This is a genomic window from Limnobacter litoralis, assembly GCF_030160455.1.
GTDB lineage: Bacteria > Pseudomonadota > Gammaproteobacteria > Burkholderiales > Burkholderiaceae_B > Limnobacter > Limnobacter litoralis.
This window is the reverse complement of the sequence record NZ_BSOJ01000021.1, coordinates 18308-43056: the sequence shown is the minus strand read 5'-3', so window position 1 is coordinate 43056 and position 24749 is coordinate 18308. Positions and strand designations below refer to the sequence as shown.

23 protein-coding genes are annotated in these 24749 nt (G+C 54.5%); 14 read left to right on the top strand and 9 right to left on the bottom strand.

Annotation, left to right across the window (positions count from 1 at the left end; translation table 11 throughout):
• The 4 genes from gdhA to QQJ87_RS10725 all read left to right on the top strand — a co-directional run.
• On the top strand, positions 1 to 1078 hold a 1078-nt coding region (gene gdhA / locus QQJ87_RS10740), incomplete at its 5' end, for an NADP-specific glutamate dehydrogenase (RefSeq protein ID WP_284281718.1).
• Between the two features lie 77 nt (positions 1079 to 1155).
• Complete coding sequence (locus QQJ87_RS10735; protein ID WP_284281717.1) at positions 1156 to 1821, top strand: LexA family transcriptional regulator; 666 nt, start codon at positions 1156 to 1158, stop codon at positions 1819 to 1821.
• A gap of 75 nt (positions 1822 to 1896) precedes the next feature.
• Positions 1897 to 2160 (top strand): hypothetical protein, encoded by a 264-nt coding sequence (locus QQJ87_RS10730; protein WP_284281716.1) that lies wholly within the window; start codon positions 1897 to 1899, stop codon positions 2158 to 2160.
• A gap of 12 nt (positions 2161 to 2172) precedes the next feature.
• The gene (locus QQJ87_RS10725; protein WP_284281715.1) at positions 2173 to 2874 is read left to right on the top strand and encodes an NAD(P)H-dependent oxidoreductase; all 702 of its coding nucleotides are present in this window, start codon (positions 2173 to 2175) and stop codon (positions 2872 to 2874) included.
• Between the two features lie 49 nt (positions 2875 to 2923).
• Here the strand turns inward: QQJ87_RS10725 and QQJ87_RS10720 are convergent, their stop codons facing one another.
• On the bottom strand, positions 2924 to 3274 hold the full coding sequence (locus tag QQJ87_RS10720; RefSeq protein ID WP_284281714.1) for a hypothetical protein: 351 nt from the start codon (positions 3272 to 3274) through the stop codon (positions 2924 to 2926).
• Between QQJ87_RS10720 and QQJ87_RS10715 the strand changes: the two genes are divergently transcribed.
• The 3 genes from QQJ87_RS10715 to QQJ87_RS10705 all read left to right on the top strand — a co-directional run bounded on the left by QQJ87_RS10715 (position 3261) and on the right by QQJ87_RS10705 (position 6045).
• On the top strand, positions 3261 to 3698 hold the full coding sequence (locus tag QQJ87_RS10715) for a hypothetical protein (RefSeq protein ID WP_284281713.1): 438 nt from the start codon (positions 3261 to 3263) through the stop codon (positions 3696 to 3698). The two genes, QQJ87_RS10720 and QQJ87_RS10715, sit on opposite strands and share 14 nt — an antisense overlap.
• 64 nt (positions 3699 to 3762) lie before the next feature.
• Positions 3763 to 4206: a cyanase gene (cynS, locus tag QQJ87_RS10710; protein WP_284281712.1), complete on the top strand. Its 444-nt coding sequence runs from the start codon at positions 3763 to 3765 to the stop codon at positions 4204 to 4206.
• Positions 4207 to 4260: 54 nt separating this feature from the next.
• Complete coding sequence (locus tag QQJ87_RS10705; RefSeq protein WP_284281711.1) at positions 4261 to 6045, top strand: ClcB-like voltage-gated chloride channel protein; 1785 nt, start codon at positions 4261 to 4263, stop codon at positions 6043 to 6045.
• Here QQJ87_RS10705 and QQJ87_RS10700 read toward each other — a convergent pair.
• From QQJ87_RS10700 to senB, 3 genes are all read right to left on the bottom strand, one after another.
• The gene (locus tag QQJ87_RS10700; RefSeq protein ID WP_284281710.1) at positions 5994 to 8015 is read right to left on the bottom strand and encodes a methyl-accepting chemotaxis protein; all 2022 of its coding nucleotides are present in this window, start codon (positions 8013 to 8015) and stop codon (positions 5994 to 5996) included. The genes QQJ87_RS10705 and QQJ87_RS10700 overlap by 52 nt on opposite strands.
• A gap of 101 nt (positions 8016 to 8116) precedes the next feature.
• A complete protein-coding gene (gene selD / locus QQJ87_RS10695) occupies positions 8117 to 10399 on the bottom strand; it encodes a selenide, water dikinase SelD (protein WP_284281709.1) in 2283 nt (760 codons plus the stop codon).
• Positions 10386 to 11387, bottom strand: a complete 1002-nt coding sequence (gene senB / locus QQJ87_RS10690) for a selenoneine biosynthesis selenosugar synthase SenB (protein ID WP_284281708.1) — start codon at positions 11385 to 11387, stop codon at positions 10386 to 10388. The genes selD and senB overlap by 14 nt, the downstream gene beginning before the upstream one ends.
• Before the next feature lie 44 nt (positions 11388 to 11431).
• Here senB and senA point away from each other — a divergent pair, with 44 nt between their 5' ends.
• The gene (gene senA / locus QQJ87_RS10685) at positions 11432 to 12643 is read left to right on the top strand and encodes a selenoneine synthase SenA (RefSeq protein ID WP_284281707.1); all 1212 of its coding nucleotides are present in this window, start codon (positions 11432 to 11434) and stop codon (positions 12641 to 12643) included.
• Here the strand turns inward: senA and egtD are convergent.
• Entirely contained in the window at positions 12589 to 13605 is a 1017-nt protein-coding gene (gene egtD, locus QQJ87_RS10680) for an L-histidine N(alpha)-methyltransferase (protein ID WP_284281706.1), read from the bottom strand. The two genes, senA and egtD, sit on opposite strands and share 55 nt — an antisense overlap.
• Positions 13606 to 13753: 148 nt before the next feature.
• On the opposite strand from egtD, the gene QQJ87_RS10675 reads away from it, so the two are divergent.
• The 4 genes from QQJ87_RS10675 to phnE are packed head-to-tail and all read left to right on the top strand — an operon-like array spanning position 13754 to position 17101.
• On the top strand, positions 13754 to 14620 hold the full coding sequence (locus tag QQJ87_RS10675) for a putative selenate ABC transporter substrate-binding protein (RefSeq protein ID WP_284281705.1): 867 nt from the start codon (positions 13754 to 13756) through the stop codon (positions 14618 to 14620).
• Positions 14617 to 15447: a phosphonate ABC transporter ATP-binding protein gene (locus QQJ87_RS10670; protein WP_284281704.1), complete on the top strand. Its 831-nt coding sequence runs from the start codon at positions 14617 to 14619 to the stop codon at positions 15445 to 15447. The genes QQJ87_RS10675 and QQJ87_RS10670 overlap by 4 nt, the downstream gene beginning before the upstream one ends.
• A complete protein-coding gene (locus QQJ87_RS10665) occupies positions 15438 to 16268 on the top strand; it encodes a PhnE/PtxC family ABC transporter permease (RefSeq protein WP_284281703.1) in 831 nt (276 codons plus the stop codon). The genes QQJ87_RS10670 and QQJ87_RS10665 overlap by 10 nt, the downstream gene beginning before the upstream one ends.
• Entirely contained in the window at positions 16265 to 17101 is an 837-nt protein-coding gene (gene phnE / locus QQJ87_RS10660; RefSeq protein WP_284281702.1) for a phosphonate ABC transporter, permease protein PhnE, read from the top strand. Before QQJ87_RS10665 ends, phnE begins: the two co-directional genes overlap by 4 nt.
• Here phnE and QQJ87_RS10655 read toward each other — a convergent pair.
• The 3 genes from QQJ87_RS10655 to QQJ87_RS10645 all read right to left on the bottom strand — a co-directional run bounded on the left by QQJ87_RS10655 (position 17066) and on the right by QQJ87_RS10645 (position 19763).
• Complete coding sequence (locus QQJ87_RS10655; RefSeq protein ID WP_284281701.1) at positions 17066 to 18394, bottom strand: ATP-grasp domain-containing protein; 1329 nt, start codon at positions 18392 to 18394, stop codon at positions 17066 to 17068. The two genes, phnE and QQJ87_RS10655, sit on opposite strands and share 36 nt — an antisense overlap.
• Positions 18395 to 18410: 16 nt before the next feature.
• Complete coding sequence (locus QQJ87_RS10650) at positions 18411 to 19229, bottom strand: DUF547 domain-containing protein (protein WP_284281700.1); 819 nt, start codon at positions 19227 to 19229, stop codon at positions 18411 to 18413.
• 72 nt (positions 19230 to 19301) lie between these two features.
• Positions 19302 to 19763, bottom strand: coding sequence for a response regulator (locus QQJ87_RS10645; RefSeq protein WP_284281699.1), 462 nt, complete (start codon positions 19761 to 19763; stop codon positions 19302 to 19304).
• Positions 19764 to 19923: 160 nt separating this feature from the next.
• On the opposite strand from QQJ87_RS10645, the gene QQJ87_RS10640 reads away from it, so the two are divergent.
• Together QQJ87_RS10640 and QQJ87_RS10635 are read left to right on the top strand one after the other, a co-directional pair.
• Entirely contained in the window at positions 19924 to 21909 is a 1986-nt protein-coding gene (locus tag QQJ87_RS10640; RefSeq protein WP_284281698.1) for a response regulator, read from the top strand.
• Between the two features lie 128 nt (positions 21910 to 22037).
• On the top strand, positions 22038 to 23777 hold the full coding sequence (locus QQJ87_RS10635) for a response regulator (RefSeq protein WP_284281697.1): 1740 nt from the start codon (positions 22038 to 22040) through the stop codon (positions 23775 to 23777).
• Here QQJ87_RS10635 and QQJ87_RS10630 read toward each other — a convergent pair.
• Entirely contained in the window at positions 23760 to 24668 is a 909-nt protein-coding gene (locus tag QQJ87_RS10630; protein ID WP_284281696.1) for a LysR substrate-binding domain-containing protein, read from the bottom strand. The genes QQJ87_RS10635 and QQJ87_RS10630 overlap by 18 nt on opposite strands.
• Between the last annotated feature and the right edge of the window lie 81 nt (positions 24669 to 24749).

Below are 24749 nucleotides of genomic sequence, written 5' to 3'. Positions count from 1 at the left end.
TGCTCTGGAAACGGTGTCCAGTTTCAGCCAGAAACCGTGTCCAGTTTCGGCCAGAATACGCAAACAAACCTTTAAAAACAGCCTGACCGGGCTGCCCATGGGTGGTGGCAAAGGCGGTTCCGACTTCAATCCGAAAGGCAAATCCGATCGTGAGATCATGCGTTTTTGCCAATCCTTCATGACAGAACTGTGCCGGCACATTGGCCCCTTTACCGACGTGCCCGCAGGTGACATCGGCGTGGGCGGGCGCGAAATTTCCTACATGTTTGGTCAGTACAAACGCATTCGCAACGAATTCACAGGTGTGCTGACTGGCAAGGGCCTGGCGTTTGGCGGCAGTGAAATTCGGGTAGAGGCCACCGGCTATGGTGTGGTGTATTTCATGGAAGACATGCTGGCGCAAAAAGGCGAAAAGCTCGAAGGCAAGGTGTGTGCGGTCAGCGGCTCGGGCAATGTGGCCCAATACGCAGTTGAAAAGTTGCTGGCACTGGGCGCCAAGGTCATCACCATGTCGGATTCATCGGGTGCCATTCATGACCCCGATGGCATTACCACTGAGAAACTGGCCTTCATCAAACACCTGAAGGAAGTCAAACGCGGCCGGATCAGCGAGTACTGTGATGAATATCCCAATGCCCGGTATCTGGATGGCAAGCGCCCCTGGGGTGTGCCCTGTGACCTCGCCTTTCCATGTGCTACCCAGAATGAAATTTCGGGTGAAGACGCCTCCTTGCTGGTTCAAAACGGATGCAAGGGCGTGTCAGAAGGGGCCAGCATGCCGTCCACCAAGGAGGCGATCGACACCTTTCAAAAAGCGCGCATCATGTTTGCGCCATCCAAGGCCGCCAACGCAGGCGGCGTTGCGGTGTCGGGGCTTGAAATGACGCAAAACAGCATGCGCTTGTCCTGGTCTCGTGAGGAGCTGAACCAGCGTCTGCGCGCCATCATGGGCGACATTCATCGCAAATGTGTTCAGTATGGCAAATCCGACGATGGTCACGTGGATTACCTGAAGGGGGCCAATATTGCCGGCTTCGTCAAGGTGGCCGATGCCATGTTGGCGTACGGCGTGATTTAACGCTTTAATGCGAGAAAGTATTACCAAAATACGCATCCGTGTTTGATACGTTATATACGGATGCGTATATTTTGGTAATGAAAACAGCATCCATTCTCAAGCAACTCATGCAAGCCCACCGCGAAAACGCCTATCAACTGGCAGAGCGGTCGGGTGTCCCACAACCCACCATTCACCGTATTCTGTCGGGCGAACATGCTGAGCCCCGATCAAGTACACTTCGCAAGCTGGCCCAGTGTTATGGTCTGACCGAAAGCCATTTGCGTGGCGATTTGGTGTACAGCATTCAGCACATTGAAGGCGTCGGGGTGGCAGTTCAGGCCAGCGAGGTGGTGTATGGCGAGTTTGCGCGGATTGCGACCCTGGATACGCTGAAAACAGACGCCTCGCAATCGGTCGTCAGCATGGATATCCGCCAGAGCTGGCTTGAAAAGCACGTGGGTTTGCCCGCTTCGCAACTGCGATTAATGACCTGTTGCGATTCAGACATGAGCCCGACCCTGTCACCGGGTGATCTGCTGCTTCTGGATGTGTCCACTCAGGAAAAGCAATCCGAAGGCATCTTTCTGGTGTCGGTGAACAGCAATCTGAAACTTCGTCGATTCCGGATTACTTTGAGCGGTCAAGTCGAAATGAGCTGCGACAACCCAGCCATTCGCGCAGTGGACAATCCGCTGAAAATCCGCGGACTGGTTGTTGTTGGTCGCGTGTGCCACACCTGGCAGTCGAGGGGTGGAACCTGACCGGAATGTGTTGTCGTATTGATTCTCGATTTCGTATTAAGATTCAAATTCTGAATTGCGAATGGACCCGACAACATGCACACTTCGCCAAGCGAACCCGATGCAGCATTAAAGGATGAATACACAAGTCTGTTGGCCCGATTCAACTGGGCCTTTCAAATTCATGCAATACCCGAGGAAGAAGCGCTTGCCCGTCAGCAATTGAAGCGCATGTGGGCACTTCAGCAGCATCTGGATGCAGAGGGCGCAATTTGGCGTCGTTATCGGCCTGATTACGGCCCAGAGCCCATTGCGCCCTTGCCAGCTTTGGTAGCATCAAGGAATCGCCAATTTCCCTGAGTCACCACATCCATGAATATTCTGATTGTTCACGCCCACCCAGAGCCCCAGTCTTTTTGCAGCGCGATGGGTCGTGAAATGGCCCGTGCCTGGCAGTCTCAAGGTCACACCGTCGAATGGTCAGATCTGTATGCACAAGGGTTTAATCCAGTGTCTGGGCCAAACGACTTTACCCAGCGTGCCAACCCCGACTACCTGGTGTACGCGCTCGAGCAGCGAAACGCGGTCAAAACCAATTCCCTGCCGGCAGACATCGCCTCTGAGGTGGACAAAGTAAAGCGTTGCGACCTGCTTGTGTTGAATTTTCCGCTCTATTGGTTTTCAGTGCCCGCCATTTTGAAAGGCTGGATAGACAGGGTGTTTTTGTCTGGTGTTTTTTACGGCGGGCGCACGTTTTATGACCGGGGCTTGATGGCCGGAAAGCGAGCCTGGGTCACCTTCACCTTGGGCGGGCGTTCAAACATGTTCGGCGAAGAGGCGGTGCATGGCGACATTCAAACCATGCTTCGCCCTTTGCTGCGTGGCACCTTGGGCTACTGCGGATTCACTGTGCATGAGCCCTTTGCGGCTTACCATGTGCCTTACCTGCCTGAGGCAGAGCGCAACAGCATCATGGCTGACTGTGTTCAGGCGGCTGAAACGCTTGAAGACAGGCCCGTGTTGCGCTTTCCCAAGCTTGAACAATTTGATTCAGACATGAACCCGCTGAAATAAAAAAGTCCGGCATTTGCCGGACTTCGAGTGACTTGAAGAACCGTTGAGATTACTTCAGTCCAAACTGCTTTTTGATTTTGTTCAACAGATCGGTTTGCAGTGTTTTGGCAAGTTCTTTCACATGCTTTTGCACTTCACCGAACAATTTTTTGCGCTCTTTTGCGTCAAGCGCTTCTTTGGCGACCGACTTCACGGCTTCCACTTTTTTCTTGGCTGTGGATTTGGTTTTGTCGACTTTCTTGGTCACTTCTTTTTTGGCTTTCGTGGCTGCAGCGGTTGCATCTTTCTTGGCGGCTGTCACCTTCTTGGTGACCTTCGCTTTGGTCTGCTTGGCTGTGTCTACGGCCTTGTCTACGGTGTCAATGACTTTCGTTTCAGCCGCAGTTTTGACTTCGTTCAAAGCGGTTTGTGCTTTGGTGGCTGCGGTGGCAACAGTTTCCTTGACGCTGGCGGCAGGCTTTGCTGCGGGTTTTGCAGCAGGCTTCTTGGCGGCAGGTTTGGCTGCAGGTTTTGAAGCGGGCTTGGCGGTTTTTGCAGCAGCTGGTTTGGCAGCGGCTTTGGTGGCGGGTTTTGTAGCGGTGGTACTGGCTGGTTTTTTTGGAGCAGGTGCTTTCTTGACGTCGGCTTCTGCTGTTTTCTGTTCAGGTGTAACCATGTTAAGAACCTTCCGTAAAAAAATTACATCTCAATTGATACCCGATTTTTCATCTGCTGAAAAGTATTTTGTTTATTCCCATTCTGTAATGGGTTTTGGTTTGCAAATAAGCGACATATCGGTGCATTTCGGGAGTCGGTTTGCACCACCACCGTGCAGCTTTGTCTGAAATTTCATGGCACCAGTCTTGCTAAACAAACCGAGTGAAGTTTGTTTTTCAAGAGGAGTATGAAATGAAAAGAGAAGACGTCACTGAAATGATTATTGCGGCCAAACGCAAGAAAAAAGTGACCTGGGCCAACTGCGCAGAGGTCATTGGACATTCCAAAGAATGGAGTACCGCGGCACTGCTGGGCCAGATGGTGCTGAACGAAACGCAGGCGAAAGCGATCGGAGAATATTTGTCGCTGCCAGCAGAGGCGGTTGAATTGCTGCAAGAAATTCCCTACAAGGGATCGTTGCCAACAGCAGTTCCAACAGACCCGCTGGTGTATCGGTTCTATGAACTGATCAATGTGTATGGCACCACGCTGAAGGCACTGATCGGTGAAGAGTTCGGCGATGGCATCATGAGCGCGATTGACTTTTCCATGGACATCATGCGTCAGCCCGATCCAAAGGGTGACCGCGTCAACATCGTCATGAGCGGAAAGTTCCTGCCCTTCAAGACCTACTGACCCAGAGTCGCTATAATCGGGCAACGATGATGGTTCATCTTCTTTGCCCGCCTCATGTCACTTTACACCCGCTTTCTGTCTCTCCGGCTTCGACTGCTTGAATTGTTCAGGCTGTCACGCATACAACCGGTGCTGCTGTGGGCTGTGTTGATCGGCTTGCTGGGTGCCTTTTCCACTTTTCTGTTTCGAGAGGCCATTGCCGGTCTTCAGTGGTTGTTCACTCGTCACCCGGGTTCCATGGTTGGCATGGCCATGCAATTGAACCCGACGGCGCGGCTCTGGTTGCCGACCATTGGCGGGCTGGTTGCGGGCTTGCTGCTGGCCTGGGCTCGGCGCGTCTCGGCGGAAAGACGATCGGACTACATGGAAGCCATTGCCGTGGGTGATGGTCATTTGCCGGTTCGTCACAGTCTTCTGCGCAGCGTTTCTTCGTTGTTCTCGGTGGCTTCTGGCGGATCGATCGGCCGGGAAGGTTCCATGGTGCAACTGTCGGCCTTGATCGCCTCGGTGTTGGGTAGCCGCTTGCGGCTGGATCGCCCTCAGTTGCGATTGCTGGTTGCCTGTGGCGCGGCAGCGGGGGTGACCTCGGCGTACAACACGCCTTTGGCGGCGTCTTTGTTTGTCTCTGAAATCGTGCTGGGTAGCATTGCGATCGACACGCTTGGGCCAATGTTGCTTGCCTCAGTAGTGGCCAACGTCACCATGCGCGCTTTGCCGAATTATCATCCCGTTTATGCCATGCCGACCTTCGCGGGTTTACAAGGCTTGCAGGTGCTTTGGTGTGTGCCTTTGGGTTTGTTCGTCGGGGCGATGGCGCCCTTTTTTTTGAGAACCCTTGCGGCAGGCAAGCGGCTGTTTGAGTCACTCAGTTTGCCTTTGCCGATCCGTCTTGCAGTCGGCGGCTTTTTGGTTGGGGCGATCTCGGTGTGGGTTCCACAGGTGTGGGGCAACGGTTACAGCGTCGTCAATTCCCTGTTACACCAGCCCTGGCTGTGGAGTAGCGTGCTGCTTGTGCTGGTGACCAAGGTGCTGGCAACCACGCTGACTACAGGTTCCGGAGCAGTGGGCGGCGTATTCACGCCAACGCTGTTTGTCGGTGCCGCCTTGGGCTGGCTGTTTGGTGCAGCCGCCATGGTGATTCTGCCTGCCCAGGGTGTGTTGCCCAGTGCCTTTGCAGTGGTTGGCATGGGCGCATTTTTGGCTGCCACCACGGGTGCACCGTTGATGGCCATTTTCATGATTTTCGAGATGACCTTGAGCGATCAGGTGGTTTTGCCTTTGATGGTGGCTTGCGTGATTGCGTTTTGGGTGGCTCGCAATTTCGGGGGTGGTCGCTGGATGTACGAGGTTGTGACGCAGCGCAATCGGGAGGAGCAGGAACGGACTCGTCTGGAAGGGCAAACCATGGCCGATCTGGTTCAACCTGCTGACACGGTGTTGACGCTGGATGATTCGGTGTCTGCCGTGATGCAGATGTTCTTTAAATACCCGGTGAAATACGTCTATCTGGTTGACTCAAAGGGCTGGTACCAGGGTGTGGTGTCTTTGAAAGATGTGTCTGAGGCTTTAACACGTGATCCTTTAATTGCCACCCAGGCAGTCGCCCCTTTCCTGAAATCGGGAGAAATACCGGTGCTGTTGCCCGCGTATTCGCTTTCAGAAGGTTTGACTCAATTCATGCAGCATTTCGGTGAACGACTGCCCGTGGTTCATAGCCACGAGCAACCGTTGTTAATGGGTGTGGTTCACAAGTCGGCCATTCTGGAGACTTTTTCCGTGTTGGGGCGTCAGCCCGCCGCGGTTGCGTCATCCAGCTTGAATCGCGACAACAAGCCTTGAAGCGCTTTTGAGGTTTGGTGAACCTCGTGGCTGACCTCAAACACTTGTCTGGCTGCCGTCGCACTTTCCTCGGTCATCTGTGCAATTTTTTCAATTTTCTGTGCAATCGCATTCGAGGCGGCGGTTTGCTCACTCAGCGCATCATTGATTTCTTGAACGGCTCTTTCTGTAATCTCCGAGTGCTCCCGTATCTGCACCATACTTCCATTGGCTCCCTTGGAATCATCAATGCCCTGGCTGATTTTTTCCTTCCAGCCTTGCACATTTTCAACGGCTTTGCGGGTTTCTTTTTGAATGCCTGTAACCAATTCAGAAATGCTCTCGGTCGATCGCGCTGTCTTTTCTGACAGCTGACGAACTTCGTCGGCCACCACCGCAAAGCCTCGACCCTGCTCGCCAGCTCGAGCCGCCTCGATTGCAGCGTTCAAGGCCAGCAGGTTGGTTTGCTCGGCGATGGCTTGAATGGTTTGAATGATGCTGGAAATGCCGTCAGAGCGTTGTCCCAGGCTATCGATGCTGGCAGCCAGTTCTTCGGAGGATTCTGCAATACGCTCAATTGCATTTTGAGTACCCCGCATTTTGGCTTGCCCCGTGTTGGATGCCGTGCCCGTGTTTTGGGCCATTTGAAATGCCTGGTTTGCATAGTCGGCGACTTGGCCGACAGACACGCTGAGTTCTTCCACTGAACTGGCCACTGATGCGGCAGAGTCCGATTGTGCGCACGCGCCAGCTTTGACCTGTTCAGTGGCCACGCTCAGCGTCTCGGTGCTTTGGCCTAGCTGATTGCTGGCTTCGCGAATTTGTCGAAGAATCTGATTTTGTTGAATGCGCACCGTTTCAACCGATTGGGATATCAGGCCCAATTCGTCCTGCGATTGGACCAGTTCAACCGCAGTCAAGTTGCCTTCGGCCAAAGCCTGGGTTTGGTGCCTCAGCAAATTGACATGCTTTGTGATTTGGCGAAAGACGAGAACGCCCAGTGCGACAGCCACTGTCAGCACCGCAAGGGCTTCAAGACATTTAAGCGTCAAATCACGGGTCATCTGTTCGATGCGATTGGCCAGTGCCTGATCAAGCACCGTGATGATCTGTGTTTGCGTGGCTTGAACATTGGCCAGGCAGTCATTGATTGCTCCAATGACTTTTGGGTCTTTGAAAGCCTGTGGGTTGGCGTTGGTCTGTTCCAGCAAATGCCGCGCTTCAGTGATGCGGGTGGCCAGGTTTTTGGCCTGTTCAGACAGGGGGGCAGGTACATCAGTTCCTGCCTCCTGAACCTTCTTGAGACTTTCCGCCACGTCCGATGCCAGCAATTGGTTGTTGTCCAGCAAGGCCTGAGCCTCCCCAAGGGCCTGGGCGTATTCTTCGGGGGTGGAAAGGGATGCCGTCTGCAATCCTTGAATGGTGGCCAGTTGAACTTGCATCAAAGGCAAGCTGAAGTTGGCTGGGCTCATCAGATAATAGCCGGCCACTTCAGGATCAAGTGTCAGTTGGCTTTCATCGGCTGCCAATCGGATACTGTGAATGATCGCATTCAGCATTGAGTGATGCGCGCGAAAATTTTCTTTTTGAGTTTGAACAAGATTTTTGGATTGAAGTGTTTTCCAGTCCGCATCCATCTGGGCAATGGCCGCCTGGGTTTTCGTCCATTCAGAGGGCAACTTTGTCTTGAGATCGGTCAGCCCGTTTTGAACGGACTGTTCGATGGCTCCGAGGCTTTGCCGGGCAGCAACATCGCCGGAAAGCGCCAAAGCGGTTGCCGTGCGGTGGGTTTGAATCAGATCCATTAATTGAGTTTGCAAAGGCAGGTTCTGCGCACCAATCAGCTCGTCTTTGCTGGCTTGAATCAGCCCGTTGGCTGTTTGAAAATAGTTAATAAAAAGCAGGCCAAAAGCCAAGCCCACTGGCGCTGCGATGAGCAGGATTTGCCGGCTCAATTTCAGCCGCCCGAGCGCGCGTGCAACGTAATTCATCGTGATACCTCCGTCCATGTTCACTGTGGACAAGTATCGCTCTGGTCGAAACGCGCGCCTTCAGGCAGAAGAGGTAACCCTGCCGGGGCAGGAAATGCGGATTACTCTGTCAGGGCGACAAGTTCCAGCGCATCGCCTTGGGCAAGCACCTCGCCGATGATGGCGGCGTGCGGGTATCCATTTTGGCGCAGTTGCGCAACGCAGTGCAGTGCATTGTCTGCTGGCACACTGGCCAGCAGGCCACCAGCGGTTTGCGGGTCGAACAACAGCGGGTAGAGTGGATGGTTCACCCAGGCTGCCTGGTTTTGTATGGCGCGGCGCAGCCGCACGTTGGCTGGCTGCAATGAACTGACAATGCCCGCGCGGGTCGTTTCAAGTGCACCGTCCAGCAGTGGCAAGCTTGTCAGTTTCAAGCGAACGTCCACACCCGACGGTTTGATCATCTCGACCAGGTGGCCCAACAGGCCAAAGCCGGTGAGGTCGGTGCAGGCGGTTGCCCCTGCCTCCATCAAGATTGCGGCCCCTTTTCGATTGGAATGCATCATGGATTCCAGCGCGCGTTGTATCCACACGCCGCGCGTGCCCAGTTGCGGAAGTGCGGCAAACAGCGTGCCGGTGCCTATCGGTTTGGTCAGAACGATCACTTGCCCAGCCTTCAGGCCCCCTTTGATCATCACCCCTTTCAGGCTTTCGTCCACCAGTCCGTTGATTGCAAATCCCAAAGCCAGTTCTTTGCCCTCACCGGTGTGTCCACCGACCAGTGCGCAGCCCGCCTCATTCAGCACCTCCACCGCACCCGACATCATCTGGAACAGCGTCTCCTCCACCTTGGCCTCAAGCCCTGGGGGAACCGTGGCCACTGCGGTTGCAGACTGGGCTTGTCCGCCCATCGCAAACACGTCGCCCAATGCATGGTTGGCGGCAATTTTGCCGAACACATAGGGGTCGTCGATGAATGCCCGGAAAAAATCAACGGTGTGGACCATGGCCTTGCCCGGGGGCACCCGCACAATGGCGGCGTCATCGGGTGCATGAAGACCCACCAGCACGTCGTCACGTTCAATCGGGTGAATGGCCTGCAGTGCACGAGAAAGCACATTGGCGCCCACTTTGGCGCCACAGCCACCGCACCGCATGGCGATTGCCGAAATGGCCTGCTGGCTTTCTTCGGCACTCAAGTTGACAGAAGGGGCCGGGGCTGCGGGCGCAGCGTCCATGTCCATCGGTTGCAGATCAGTGAATTTGCGCATGAAGCGACGATCGATCCAGTCTTTCCACTGCCAAACCCAGCCACCTGAAAATGACAGTGCGCCTTTGGAGGCGATCGCAAATTGGTCGCCCGTGCTGATCAATGCCAGCCAGGTGCGTTGAGGGCGATAGTGCACCAATGGGGTGCCTTCCATGTGCCTTTTCAAATTCTCGGTCAGGGGCTTCCCCATGCGAACCGCAAAAACCCCCGCCTTTTCAAGGGGTCGGTCTTTGAAGCTGGCCACGTCACCTGCAGCGAACACATGGTCGTCGTTGACACTTTGCAGGGTGTCTTTGACCTCAATGAAGCCACCTTCATCCAGATCAAGCCCTGTGTTGGCGAGCCAGGCGGCCCCTTTTGCCTGGGTGACCCACATGACTTCGTCGGCTTTGAGCTGGAGCCCCTGTGTGGTGCTTAACACGCCCTCGTTGAGCTGAATCACCTCCGCATTCAGGTGCACATTCACACCGCGCTGTTGAAGCACCTGCATGAATTCCTGTTGCACTTTCGGGTTGTGCGTGGGCAACAGCCTGTCGCCCGCAGTCAACAGGTGAAAGCTCAGTGAATCGGGGTTCTTGCCTGCCTTGGTCAATTCGTTGCGCAAACGGTATTGCATGGCCAAGGTCAGCTCTACACCGCCTGCACCGCCACCCACCACGGCGATGGACACGCCCGGTGCATGCGAACGGATGCGTTCAAGCAAGGCCTGCCAGCGTGTGTTGAATTGCGCGATGGGTTTGACAGGCACAGCCGAACCCGGTGTGCTTTCCTGCAGGTCAACACGTGGTGTAGACCCAATGTTGATGGACACCGCATCGTAAGCAATCGGTGGTCTGCCTTCACAAATCACCTTTTTGGCCATTCGGTCAAGTCCGGTAACCCGTGCCTGAATGAAACGGGCCCCAGCGAACGCACACAGGCGACCGAGATCAATGTGGACCTCGTCAAATCGGTAATGACCCGCGATGTAGCCCGGCAACATGCCGGAGTAGGGTGTGTCAATGTCGGTGCAAATGACGGTGAGCCTGACGCCGGGCCATGGGGCCATGCCGAACTTCTTGATGACACCGACGTGGCTGTGGCCCCCGCCGATCAGGACGATGTCGCGCAGAACGGGTTGATCAACGCTTTTCATGGACAGGTAAAACCTCCTGGATGACTGCCAGCAACGATTGTCGCTCATTTTCCGGGGTAAACAGTTCGGCCCGCTGTGCAACATGGGCGCATAGTTCAGTGTAAAGTCCGTTTTCGCCGGTTTGCTGTTCGTGTCGAAGTTGTAGCAGCATGTCGGCCAATTGTTTTGAGTCGCCCAGTGGAAAGTACCCGGGGTAGGTTTCTCCCAGCATACCGACATTGCCATCGATACGGCTGGCCAACACTGGCGTGCCGCTTTGGGCCGCTTCCATGATCACGTGGGCGCCGCCTTCCATTTTGCTGGCGTGCACCAGAACGTGAGCCTGTTGTATGCGTCGCCGTGTTTGCTCGTGGTCAAGACCACCCAACCAGCGATAGGCTGGACAGGATGCCGCCGTGCGCTGCGCAGCCTGACCAAGCTCGGCGTCCAGCGCTTCTCCGATGTGGTCAAGCAGGATGGATTGGCCTTTCAAATGGGTGGCTGCAGCCATGAAGGTCAGCGGGTCTTTTTCCTCTCGCAGGTGCCCCACCATCACGGCGCGCAGGTGTCGCCCGGTTTTTTGCAGTGCTTTTCGGGCAGAACACGACTGATAAACCACTCGCGTTTTTTCCCTCAAATGGGTGGGTAGCTGCCTGTCGCCCAACCCTTGCAGTACGATCAAACGATCTGCCTTTTCGATTGAACGCTGTGCTTGTGAACTGTCATGGATGTCACGGTACAAATCGGTGCCTGTTAACACAACAATCAGCGCCTTGTTGTCGGGCCATTGCTCGATGGCCATGGCCGACTTTTTGGCGTGTAATGCAATCATGAGATCGCTGGCATGGATCTCAGCCTGGAGGGCATTGATATCCGTTTGGTTAATGACCTTGACTTTCAATAGGCTTGAGATATGGCGGAACCAGCGATAAGCTGTCTGATGATTGCCATTGGTACCACTGGATACCAGCGGCCCAACAATGACTGCAGATGTTGAGTGTTTGTGCACGGCCGGTGTTTGTTAGTTTGATCGAGTTGTAGTGAGGGTATTTAGTGTCTGTATTTCCAGTTTACACAAGTTCAAGGGGAACGATCGCTCATCAGGCAAGGGTATCGAAAGGTAAAAGCCTGGCCCGTCTGCTCAAGGAAGCCCGTGTCAGAACGATTACCCTGCTTGCTGACTACGTGGCGGCGCTTGGGCCTGAGCTGCGGGTGCCCCGGCGGCCTGAAATCAATCCTCCGCTTTGGGAGCTTGGTCATTTGGCCTGGTTTCAGGATTGGTGGATTGGTCGCAATCCTCACCGGTACCGAGGATTGCAGGCCAATCGCGACATTCAACGCTTGCTCTCCAGCTTTGTGCAGGCCGATGCGTTTTACAACAGCAGCCTTGTGCCCCATGAAACACGGTGGACCTTGCCACTGCCCAACTTGCATGAAACACAAGTGTATGCCCAGGATGCCCTGAACCGCACCCTTGAGTACCTGCAGGAAATCGAGACATTGGGTGAGAGCAATGCCCAGGCGATTGAAGAGGCGCATTATTTTTTCCGGTTGGTGTTGTTTCACGAGCAAATGCATGCGGAAGCGGCGGTTTACATGGCACAGACACTGGGAATTCCCTTGTCGAAACACCACACCAGAGAACTTGGCCCGGCGAACGCTGAACCGGCAAATCCAAAGGTGCTGACGGTGCCAGCGGGTCGATATGTGGTGGGGTGGACCGGGGCGGGTTTTGCATTTGACAACGAATTGTCTCCCCATGAACGCACTGTTGCAGCCTTTGAGATCGATGACAAGCCTGTGACCTGGGGAAGTTATCTGGGTTTTTTGGCGAAATCGGGACATGCCATACCGCATGTTTTGAAAAACACGACCTCAGGATGGCAGATTCAATGTTTCAAGCACTGGCAAGCGCTTGACTTGAATTCGCCGGTGTCCCATGTGTCATGGTGGGACGCCATGGCCTACTGCATCTGGTCTGGCCGAAGGTTGCCCACCGAAACAGAGTGGGAAGTGGCGGCCCGAATTCACAATGATTTCGAGTGGGGGCAGGTGTGGGAATGGACGTCAAGTGCCTTTTTACCCTACGAAGGGTTTAAGGCGCATCCGTATGCCGACTACTCAGAGCCTTGGTTCAATGAACGCAAAGTACTGAAAGGGGCAAGTTGGGCCACTGCACCGGAAATGCAGCACCCGGCTTACCGCAATTTCTATTTGCCGGACCGGCGTGATCTGTTTGCCGGTTTTCGCACCTGCGCCCAATAAACCGCAAATTGTTTTTCCGGGTCTGTCAGCATTCGAATGTCGCCAAAGCCCGCCTGTTCAAGCAATGCGCTGAACTGGTCGATGCGCCACTTGTATGAGTTTTCAGAGTGAATGCGTTCGCCTTTTTTGAACACTCTCTGTCCGCTGGCTGGCATGCGCCATTGGACCGTCAGGTCGCTGAGTGCCTCAAGGTGCATTTCAATTCGACTGTCGTCGGTGTTGAAGTGCGCCACATGCATCCACTGACGAATATCAAAATTGGCATCGATCAACCGGTTGATGTGAAGCAGCATGTTTTTGTTGAAAGCCGCTGTCACACCCAGCGCATCGTCATACGCGGCCTGAAGCGTGTTGGTGTCTTTCACAAGATCAACCCCGATCAAAAGGCCGCTGTCTGGATGATGCGAGCAAGTCTGAGCGATGGTACTTGTGAAGTGCAGGGCTTGTTGAGGCGTGAAGTTACCGATGCTGGAGCCCGGATAAAACACAACCAAAGGTTTGTCGCTTTCCAGTTCAAGCGCCTGGGGCAGGGCAAGGCCCTTTGAAAAATCAAGCCCGACACCGGTCATGCGGACCTGTGGATACTGCCGTTGCAGGTGGGTGAGCACTTCTCGCAAATACACGCTGGAAATGTCCACGGCAATGTACCTGGCCGGTTTTATGACCGGAAACAGGCTGGCCGCCTTTTTACAATCGCCCGCACCCAAATCAATCAGAATGTGTTCGGCGGGCACCCATTGCGCCAGTTCCCTGGGATGGTTGCGTAGAATTTGCGCTTCGGTTCGGGTCGGGTAATATTCCGGCAACGCGGTGATGCTGGCAAACAGTTTCGAGCCCAGGTCGTCGTAGAAGTATTTGGGCTCAATTTCAACATGACTAGCCAGCAGGGCGCTGGCCAATTGCCCAGCGTCATGGTCGTTCTGGGGTATGTGAAACTCAAGGAATTCTGGCAATGTCGACATGTTGTAAAACCAAATGGCAGCTTGTCCCGTTGTTATACATCGGGCGGTGGTGTTCTGTAAGACGCCCCAGACCAATTGCCGGATTTTCTCACCTATACTGCAATGTCGGGCGGCACGCCTGCATGTTCAAACCCAACAGGAGTACACAATGGTCAGTTTTTCACCTTCACGCACTTTTAAAGTCTTGATGACCTGTGCCATGATCGGACTGGCCGGTATGGCGCATGCCGAAAAAGTTTTCAAGGTAACCGCCATTCCTGACGAGTCGCCCACTGAACTTGCGCGCAAGGCCGACCCCCTGATGGATTATTTGTCCAAGAAGTTGAACATGAAAGTGGTGTACACCCCCGTCACCGATTACGCAGCCGCTGTGGAATCACTGGCCAACAACAAGGTAGACCTGGCCTGGTTCGGCGGTTTTACCTTTGTGCAAGCCAATGACCGCTCCAAAGGGCACATCATTCCGCTGGTGCAACGCGCTGAAGATGAAAAATTCAAATCTGTATTCATCACCACCGACCCCAGCATCAAAACCCTGGAAGACCTGAAGGGTAAAACCGTGAGTTTCGGTTCTGCTTCCAGCACATCTGGCCACCTGATGCCACGTTATTACCTGCTGCAAGCCCACATCAATCCCGAAAAGGATTTCAAGCGCATTGCATTTTCTGGCGCGCACGACGCGACCATCGCTGCAGTGGCTGCAGGCAAGGTGGAGGCTGGTGCATTGAGCATTTCCGTGTGGAACCAGTTTGTGAAAGACGGCAAAGTGGACACCAGCAAAGTGCATGTGATCTACACCACACCGTCCTATTACGATTACAACTGGTCAGTCAACGACAGCATGCCTGCTGCCGAACGTGAAAAAATCAAGCAGGCCTTTCTGGACCTGACGCCTGATACACCTGAGGGCAAACAGATTCTTGAACTCCAGCGTGCCACCAAGTTTGTTCCAACCAGCCCAGCCAACTACAAGGGCATTGAGGAATCAGCACGCTCAGCCGGATTGTTGAAGTGAAACTGGAATTGAAGCAATGCAGTGCCCGTCACCCTGCTGACAATGGTCAGGGCCGGGCGGCCATCACCTCGCTTTCCCTGTGCATTGAGTCAGGGGAGCAAGTGGCCATCATCGGCCCCTCTGGCGCGGGTAAAACCACGCTGTTGCAGGTGTTGGCCTGTGCACTTCGCCCAAGCGGGGGTGAGGTGCTTTTCAACGGCGTATCGCCTTGGACTTTGCGCAAGGGCGCTTTGACCCGCCTGCGCCAAAGCCTGTTTTTGGCACCTCAAGTGCCACCCTTGCCGCCCCGTCAGCGGGTGGTCACCTCGGTGTTGGCGGGGGCGTTGCCCAAAATGGGTCTGTTTCGCAGCTTGCGCAGTCTCTTCTACCCTGTGGACATTCCTGCTGCAGACGAGGCGCTAACCCGTTTTGACCTCAGCGAGAAGCTTTTCGAGCGGGTTGATCGATTGTCGGGTGGAGAGCGCCAGCGTGTTGGGCTTGCCCGCGCGGTGTTGGCAAAATCCGAATTGCTGCTGGTCGATGAGCCGCTGTCCGCACTGGACCCAACGCGCGCTGAACAGGCCTTGACCGTTTTGCTGGACAGTTGCAAGACCTCTGACGCCACTTTGGTGTCTACCCTGCATCACGTTGAAATGGCTTTGCGGTTTTTCCCACGCGTCATTGGTCTTCGAGACGGCGAGGTGTATTTTGACCTGCCGGCGGCCGACATTACAGAGGCTATGCTGCAGGGTTTGTATGAGCAGCATCTGGACGAATTGACCGGGCCCGCACCCGAGCCCGCGCAAATTCTGGAAAAGCCGGCGCCTGTGGTGATGACATGCAGATGACAGCCTCTTACCGGGATCGCGACCCGGCCTGGCTTGGCCGAGTGTTCTGGTTTGGCGTCTTTTTGGTACTGCTGTGGCCGGTGACGCGGCTGACCGAGTTTAAGCCTTGGGTGTTGCTGGACGAAGAAAACTACAAACCCGCGATTAATTTCGTGGTGGGCATGTTTCCGCCCCGCATGGATTCCGAATTTCTGTGGCTGGTTGCCCGTCAAAGCTGGCGCACTGTTGCAATCGCCACGGCCGGTTTAACCCTGGCCTGGCTGGTTGCCCTTCCGATTTCGCTGATGTCAGCCCGTGTGTTGTCGATTTCAGCCATTGGTGGCCGCATGTCCCCTTGGTCGGCGGCGGCTCGCCAGTGTGTTCGGTGGTTTGCCATCGTGCTGCGTAGCATCCCCGAGTTGGTGTGGGCCTTGGTGTTTGTGCGCGTGGTGGGTTTGGGCCCAACCTCGGGTATGCTTGCCATTGGCCTGACCTACGGTGGCATGTTGGGCAAGGTGTACGCCGACATCGTTGAGTCGTCTGACACGCAGGCGGCGTCTGCCCTGCTTAAAAACGGCAGTGGGCGGCTGCAGGCCTTCTTTTACGGCACCTTGCCCCAGTGCGCGGCCGAGCTGTCGAGCTACACAGTGTACCGCTGGGAATGTGCCATTCGATCATCGGCCGTGCTTGGTTTTGTGGGGGCCGGTGGCTTGGGTCAGGAACTGGATTCCTCGATGAAAATGTTTGCCGGCTCTGAAGTGGCCACCATACTGGTGGTGTTTGTGCTGCTGGTGTGGATGGCCGACCGGGTGAGTGGCTGGCTGAGGAGTGCGTTGGCATGAGCACAAAAATGGTTACGAAGCCTGCCAACGAGGTGTATCGCTTGCCGCCCAAACTGTTTGATGCGCGCTGCAAGTCCTGCTGGGTCACTTTTGCCATTCTGGTGCTGATCGTCAGCAGTTTTTACAGCTTGAATCTGGAGATTGCCAGTTTTATGTCAGCCGATTCCATGCGCGCCATGGGGTCATTCGTGCTTGAATTGCTGCGACCCAATTTTGAGCATGATTTTTTGCTGAAAGTGTTTAAAAGCAGTTTTGAAACGCTGGCAATGTCGGCCCTGGGTACCATTCTGGCGGCCATTTTCGGCTTGGCCTGGGCCATTCCGGCCAGCAAGGCTTACCCCACAGACCCTGCCCGCTGGCGCAAGTTGGCGCGCGGTGTTTTGAATGGCTTGCGTGCCGTGCCTGAACTGGTGTGGGCGATGCTGTTGCTGATTGCGCTGGGCTTGGGTCCTTTTGCTGGCACCGTGGCCTTGGCGTTTCACACCACGGGTGTGCTGGGTCGTTTGTTTGCCGAGTGCATCGAGAACAGCCCCGATGAGGCGGCCTACGCGCTGCGTGTACGTGGTGCCAGCGGCTTCATCGTCTTTTGGTACGCCACATTTCCGCAGGTGTTGCCCCAGTTGGTCAGCTACACCTTGTACCGCTGGGAAAACAACATTCGCGCCGCAGCCATTCTAGGCGTGGTGGGTGCAGGCGGCCTTGGGCAAATGCTGGCTTATTACATGGCGCTTTTCCAGATGTCTGAAACCAGTACAATTTTGCTGGCCATGATTATTCTGGTGGCTGCTGTGGACGCTTTAAGCTACTTTAGCCGCAAGCGATTCTCCCGATAACAGCGCGCGCTCGGTCAGGCTGAGTGGCGTTGGCCAGCCCAGCACATCGCTGGCGGCCTGCGCATTTCCAAACAGGTCAAGCCGGTCTTTGCCATCCAGATGCACGATGCCGTAACGGTAGCTGCGCAGCCACTTGAAGTCGCGTTCCACTTGTCCGGGCTTTTTCTTGAATTCGAAAAACAGGGCGTCCGGAAATTGTTTGCGAAAAGCGGCCATTTGCAAGTGGTCTGGAAACGGCGGATGGTCTTGTGGGCGAAGCGCCCTGTAAACCAGGCTGCTGGCCATGCCTGCCTTGGGCTTTTTGCGAGCGGCCTGTTCCGGGTTTTGGCCATGCGCCAACATCAGTGCGATTTCGTGCAGGTTGATGCCATCCACCCGTGAATACAGGTCAGAAAACTGGGAAGCCATGCGCGGGTTGAATTCGATGACGGTCAGCCTGTCCGTTTCCTCGTCATGGAAAAATTCCATGTTGAAAAGCCCGTGCGTAAAACCGACTTTCTGTAAAAAACGACGCGCTACGTCTACAGCCTTGCCTTGGGCGGTGCTTGCCAGTTGCGAGGGGTAGTCAAATCGCATGAACGCGTCCGTGCCCGGGTACATCACCGAGTCCACAATGCCCAAGGGGTGCATCTCATTGTTGAACACATAGCCGTCCAGACAATACTGGCGCGCATTCACAGGCTGTTCCAGCATCAGGCTGTGCGCTGTGCCCGCCTGTGGCAGACGCAATTTGACTTCACGCTCGAAAGGCTCCACCAAATGGCGGATTACCCACAGTTCCCAGGGGCCGAAGCGCGTGTGTCTGTGCAGTTCATCCTGGTTGTCCACCTGCCGGGCCAGCACTGAAAACGCAGCCTTCACCGGCTTGACATAGCCGGGGTAGGGCAGACCATCGGGTATCGGGCCACCATAGGCCGCCTCAACCCGCAGGGCGGGCACGGTGGCCTCAGGGGCAACTTCTTCAAGAACACGCCGGGCGTGCAACTTGTGTTGACAGGCCAGCACCGCGTGGACAGGTGTGCCCGGCCAGCCCATTTTTTCGGCCAGCAGTGCTGCGCACAGGGCACCAAACTGTTCATGGTTTGAGACGACCGCTTTGGCACCGGTCAGCTTCGCCTGCCAGGCGCTGATGTTGACGAATCTTTCCATGTCAAACCAGGCCAGGCGAGCGTTGCTCGGAAAAGTGAACAGGTCAAACCCGCGACTGCTCTGAGGCCATTGGCGCTTTAAGGCACCAAAGGCGATTTGGTCCCAGTCGTAATTGAACAGAATGAGCGTTTTTTGCTGCTTCATGGTGAAACTGGTCCGGCTACCGTTTGATGTCGTTCAAGGACCAGTCGTAATCCTCAAATTGGACCGGCATGGATTTGGACTGAATGGCGGCCACGTCTTGGGGGGAGTTGCCCAGTACACTTGCGTATTTGGCAAAGACATCCTGAATGCTGTTGAAGCCTTGATACCCTTTGGCAAAGTCATCCCCAAACCATTTGAAAATCGGGCTGACGTGCAGTTCGCCGTCTTTGACGTAATTGCGTGTGTGATCCTTCAAGAAACGCTGCATGCCCTCGTCAAGCTGTTTGTCCAGTTTGCCGGGCACAAAGGCTTCGTCCAGCAGGGCCGGGCAACCAATGCTGGCACAGTTGATGGCGGTGTGAATGCGTGGGTCTTTGTATTTGGCGCGAAGCTGGCTGTTTTCGATCCAGTCCAGGTTGTGCGTTGCACCCAGCAAGGTGAAAAAGTCTTTTTTCCAAGGGCTGCTGAACAGGGAGCCCAGGTCCTTGATGGACTTCAAATCAGGGTATTTGCTCAAGATCAGTTCGATCGTGAAGCCGTTGTACGCATTGATCAAAAACGCCTTTTGCGTGTTGACGTCCATTTTGCTGAATTCAGCCTGTGTTAACCCAGACCACTCTTTCAGCACGCTGTCGAGCTGCGCTTTGTCGGATTTAAAGCCGGCGTAGTCCACCCGGCTTTGCGTTTTACCGGGTAGCCACTGTACGTGCTTTTGCAGCAGCTGGTTCCACTGCTTGAAATTCGAATCAATCGGGGTTGCCCAAGCAAGGGTGGCAACCTGCATGAACCCCGCACAAATCAGACCCGTTAACACGATGCGCATTCTGTTGAACATGACAACTCCTGTAGAAGGTCAACAGAAAACGAGTGTGCCACCAAACCGGATTCAAAAGCGCCCGTTTCAAGTTTAATTGGGGTGTGAAACTGTCAGTCCTCTTCCTTGTGTAATTTGCAGTTGAAGAAACGCTTCCAGCGCAAGGGCAAATTCGGGCCCCCTGCCAGCTTTCTCGACCGCTTTGATATTGCCTTGGCCCAGGCGTTCCAGTCGCTCTGGCAAATAGGGATCAGACGATTGAACAATCACCGGGGTGTGTTGGCTGTAGTCGAGCAGGAATTCGGCGGTTTGTTCGCCTTTGGAGTCGCCCAGATGGAGATCGGATATCAGCAGGTCGCAGGGTCCCTTTCGTTGCTTGAAATGCCCCAGGCTGAAGAAATATTCGATGTGCGCATGATTACCCAGCAAGTCGGTCAAACGATGCTCGATCATATTTTTGTAGAAAAGGCCGTCTTCGAGACAGAAAATGGTTTTGGATTGCATCGGTTCACCCTGTGGGAGTTTACGCACCGCCTTGAGTTTGACAGGGGTCATGGTAGCCCCGCAAAAGGGTGAGATGAATCGCTGTTTGCCCTTAACTAGATGGAGTGAAAATCCGTCGTCAGGCATTTGCAAGGGGACTCTTTTCAGGCGTCAGTATCTGCCTCTGAAAATAGGTACAATCCCTTAATTAAAATCAAGAACAATAGGCCACATGGGGCAAATCAACCAGTTCATTCCACACGGCTTTTGCATCGCTTGGAACATTCCCTTGCTCACTTTGCACGTGGTTTCTGACGCACTGATCGCAATTGCTTATTTTTCAATTCCTGCCGGTTTGCTGTACGTGGCGTCCCGCCGCAAGGGTGGCGCACTGCATGGTGTGTATTACCTGTTTGCTGCGTTCATCATGGCCTGCGGCTTTACCCATCTGATGGGTATCGTCACTTTGTGGTACCCGCTTTATTACCTCGATGGGCTTTTGAAGCTGCTCACGGCAGTGGTGTCAGTGGCAACCGCGCTGTATTTGTTGCCCAAACTGCCAATGGTGCTGAGTCTGCCCAACTTGGACGAGCTGATGGCCTTGAATCAGCAGTTGTCCAATGAGAACGCTCGCCGCCGCCAGGTGGAGTCCACACTGATTGAAGAAAAGGAAAAAGCACTCGCTTTGCAGCGCGCCCAGGCTGATTTTTTGGCCAACATGAGCCACGAGATCAGAACGCCCATGAACGGGATTGTCGGCGCTTTGAGTTTGTTGAGCGAGACGCCTCTGAATGCGGCTCAATCCGAGTTGTTGAACATCACTCGCAAAAGTGCCTCATCGCTGGTTCATTTGCTTAATGATGTGCTGGACGCATCCAAAATGGAGTCGGGTCAGCTTTTAATTCGTGAAAACGAACTGAATTTGCCCGAGTTGCTGGAGGAAGTGGCGCAAACCCTGAATGCCGAGGCTGAGTCGAAGGGCATTGAACTGGTGTGCCCCACGGGTTACGTGCCCGAGACCCCTTTGCTTGGCGACGAGGTCCGGTTGAAGCAGGTGCTGTTCAATTTGATTGCGAACGCCATCAAGTTCACCAAAATCGGTCAAGTCAAGGTGAACGTTATTTTGGGCAGCACCGAATCTCAGATGTCTGAGGTGCGTTTTGAGGTGGTGGATTCCGGGCCGGGCATGTGTCAATCGGATCAGCAAAAACTCTTTGAGCGTTTCAGTCAGGTGGATCTGTCGCTGGCGCAGGCTGCACAGGGCACCGGGCTCGGGCTTGCAATCAGTCGTCAGTTGGTGCACCTGATGGGTGGTCGAATCGGTGTTGACAGTCAGGCAGGCGTGGGCTCCATGTTCTGGTTCACGCTTCCCCTGAAACGGGCTTTGAAGCCCCCCAAGCTGCGCGCCTATGGCCCCCGGTTTCTGGAGGGCGTTCAGACCGCCGTGTGCTCACCCCTGCCAGCCCTTCAGGAATATCTGGTTTCTATTTTGAGCCGATTTGGCGCCCGCGTGGACTGTTTCGATTCCATGAAGGATTTGCTGAACCATGATTTTGAGGTGAACAAACGGCCTGAACTGGTTGTTCTGGACCGGCAGGCACTGGGGTCACGCATTGACCTGGAGTCGGTCATTGCCCAAGTGCGCGACACTGGGCAAGCCATCAAAGTGGTGTGTATCAGTTCTCAGGCGGGCCATTTGCATGAAATTGAACGAATTGAGCACTGGGCGGATGCCTATTTGATCAAACCGCTCGCCCAACACACCTTGCTTCAAAAAGTGGCGCATTTGTTCGTGTCTGATTTTCAAGTCACGGCCAATGTACCTGCTCCGGCTGTGCCTCAATTCAATGCAAGGGTTCTGCTGGTTGAAGATCATCCGATTAACCAGAAGGTGGAAAAGGGCATACTGGAAAAATTCGGATTGCAGGTTGAAATTGCCGAGAATGGCCAGCAAGCCCTCGACCAGTTAAGTGACGGTGATTTCGACCTGGTCTTGATGGACTGCCAGATGCCGGTCATGGATGGTCTGGAGGCCACGCGACGCATTCGCGCGGAGGGCAGTTCAGTGAAAAACCGTCAAATTCCGGTGATTGCATTGACGGCACAGTTCCTGAAATCCGACCGCATTGCCTGTCTGGATGCCGGCATGAATGACTACATGTCCAAACCATTTGAGCCCGGCAAACTGAAAGAAATGCTGCAACGGTGGCTGGGTTAAAACCCCCCTCTGTGGCGGGACTACAACTTTGAGTAGTTCTGTCTGTTTCGCATCAACGTTAAAGTACTGTAATTGCTGTAATAATGTTTGGCCTTTGTGAAAAACGAAGTCCTCTAGAAGAGACTTGAATGAGCCGCTGGGATCGATACCAATCGTTCTTTTTTCCTGCTGCGCCCGAATTCTCCCGGGTCAGCAGGATACGTGCGCACATGCTGTCCGGCTTGAGCCTGTTTCTTGCGTTTGTACTCAGCTTTCCGCTGGCTTTGTCCGGTGTCATGCACGGGGACTGGTTCAATGTCTGGATCGATGTGATCGCCGGCCTCGCCTATGTTTGGGTCAGTGGCACCTTAAAGCGCAATCGTCATTCCCAATTGGGCGAGATGATTTTCCTGAGTATCAGCCTGATGTATTTTTTCCTGGCCTGCTATGTGGAGGGGATTGGCGCATTTTTCTATGCACCATTGGGCATGGTGTTCGTCTACCTGGTGTTTCAGCCCGGCAAGGCCTTGGTGTGTACGCTGGTGGCGTACGCGGTGGGTTTGCACGTGGGCATGTTGGGCCTAGAGCCCATCAGCAGCTACAACTTCATCCGTCTTGTTTTGTCCGGCATACTGATGATTGCCATTTGCCACACCATTTCCTGCCTCTCCATTCAATCGGTGGGCAAATTCAATCGGCTTATCTTGCTGTTGCGTGAAAGAAACCGGAGCCTGCTGGAAGCGCATTCCACACAGAAGGTTTTTCTGCGGTCAATCAGCCACGAATTCAGAACACCCCTGCACGCGGTCATCGCAGGCTTGCATTCCTTAAATGCATCCGGGCTGGATGTCATGCAGAGCAAGATTGCATCCGACATTGAGGAATCGTGCAAAACGCTGGATGACCTGTTGTTCAAAATCATTGACCTCAACGAGGCGGAAAACGGCCAGTTACAAACACTGAACGAACCATTTGAGCTGAACCGTTTGCTCAATCGCTTGGTGGCCTTGCTGGAAGGCATGGCCCACCAGTACAACCTGGACTTGAGTGTGGAAATGTCCAACGACATTCCCGAACTCGCCCTGGGCGATCAAAACCGCTTGCAACAGGCGCTGGAGGAGCTGATCGTCAATATCGTCAAACTGTTGCGCAACGGCCAACTGCGCTGCCGCATTTTTGCGCGTTTTACGTTTCCTCACCAGTTTTTGCTGGTCATCGATCTGGCTGACACCGGCGAGCCCAAGGTGACCAGCACGCTTCGCGTGTTGCGCGAGGCTTTCGACAAAATCCGGAAGTCGAACAGCCTGGGCAGTGTGTCCCGTCGTGACGTGGGTTTGAGCCTGGCGTTCCGATTGATCAAGCTGATGAATGGCCATGTTATTTCAGAGGAGCAGATCAACCGGCGCTCGAATGTGACTTTGGAAGTGCCACTCTGGATCGCCCAGGGACAGCAGGACGATTTGCCAGAAGACATTCCGAAACTGGTGCCCAAGGCCCGCCTGAAGGGCCGTCGCATTCTTGTGGTCGACGACAACCTGATCAATCTCGAGGTGGGTCGTGAAATGTTTTTGATTGCACAGGCCGATGTGGACATAGCCCTTGGCGGTGAAGAAGCTTACAAGATGATTGACCGCGCCGAGCCCCCTTACGACCTGATTCTGCTGGACATCCACATGCCAGGCATGGACGGTTACACGCTGGCCCGCGCACTGAGAAGCTCGATGCGACACCGTAAACTGAAAATCATTGGATACACCGCCAGTCAGCTCTACAGCGACCGTGAAGCGGCGCTTCGGGCAGGCATGGATGAGGTGTTTGTCAAAGGCGGTGAACCGCACAGGTTGATCAACCTGTGCGCCTCGCAGATTGACTCAGGCATGGCCGCCTGAGTCAGTGTGGAGTTGCCGCAATACCTTCAGAAAGCCCAAGGTGAGCGGGCTTTTGTCACTTTTGCGATAGGCTGCAGACAAGGTGTAGTAAGCGTCTTTGTCAACAATGGGTAAGTATCGCACTCTCGGCAATTGAATGCATTCCAACGGTGCCGGTAGCAAAGCCACCCCCAAGCCCGCAGCCACCAGTCCGATTTGGGTGGTGGCCTCTTTGGCTTGTTGCACAATATTGGGCGTGAATTTGGCTTTTTGAGCCAGTTTTTGCAACAAGGCGGGCAGGCCTGAGCCCACACCCTCCGGAAACGTGATGAACGACTCTTCTTTCAGTTGTGCAAAGCGCACAGATTCTTCAGCTGCCAGCGGGTGGTTGACATTGACCACCAACCTGAGGCTGTCGCGTCCCAGTTCTTCAACCTCCACATCATTCGGCAGTGTTCCGCCGTTGTATCGAACCAGACCCACATCCAACAGCCCGTCGGCGAGCGCCTGCAGCTGCTGGTTGGAGAACAGCTCCGACAACTGCAGCTTGACCTGCGGGTGTTCACTTTGAAATGTGAACAGCAGCTTGGGCAGCATCAGGCTGTAGGGCAGGGACGAGGCAAAGCCGATTCTCAGTTCGCCCAATTCTCCCTTGCTGAATCGTTGCGCTTCTAATCTTGCCGATTCCACATCCTGCAAGATCCGGGTGGCTCGTTCGAGAAACCGCTCCCCGGCCTGCGTAAGGGCAACATGTCTTTTTGAGCGTTCAAACAGTTTGATGCCTAACTGGTTTTCAAGGTCTTTGATTTGAGTCGACAAAGGGGGCTGTGCCATGTGCAGGCGCTCGGCAGCCTTGGTGAAGTTGAGTTCTTCGGCGACAGTCACGAAGTAGCGTAGGTGACGTAATTCCATGGATGAACCTTTATATATTCCAAATGTATTTATTTTGAATTATAAATATATTGGACGGATTTTATTGGCATTCTTACCATT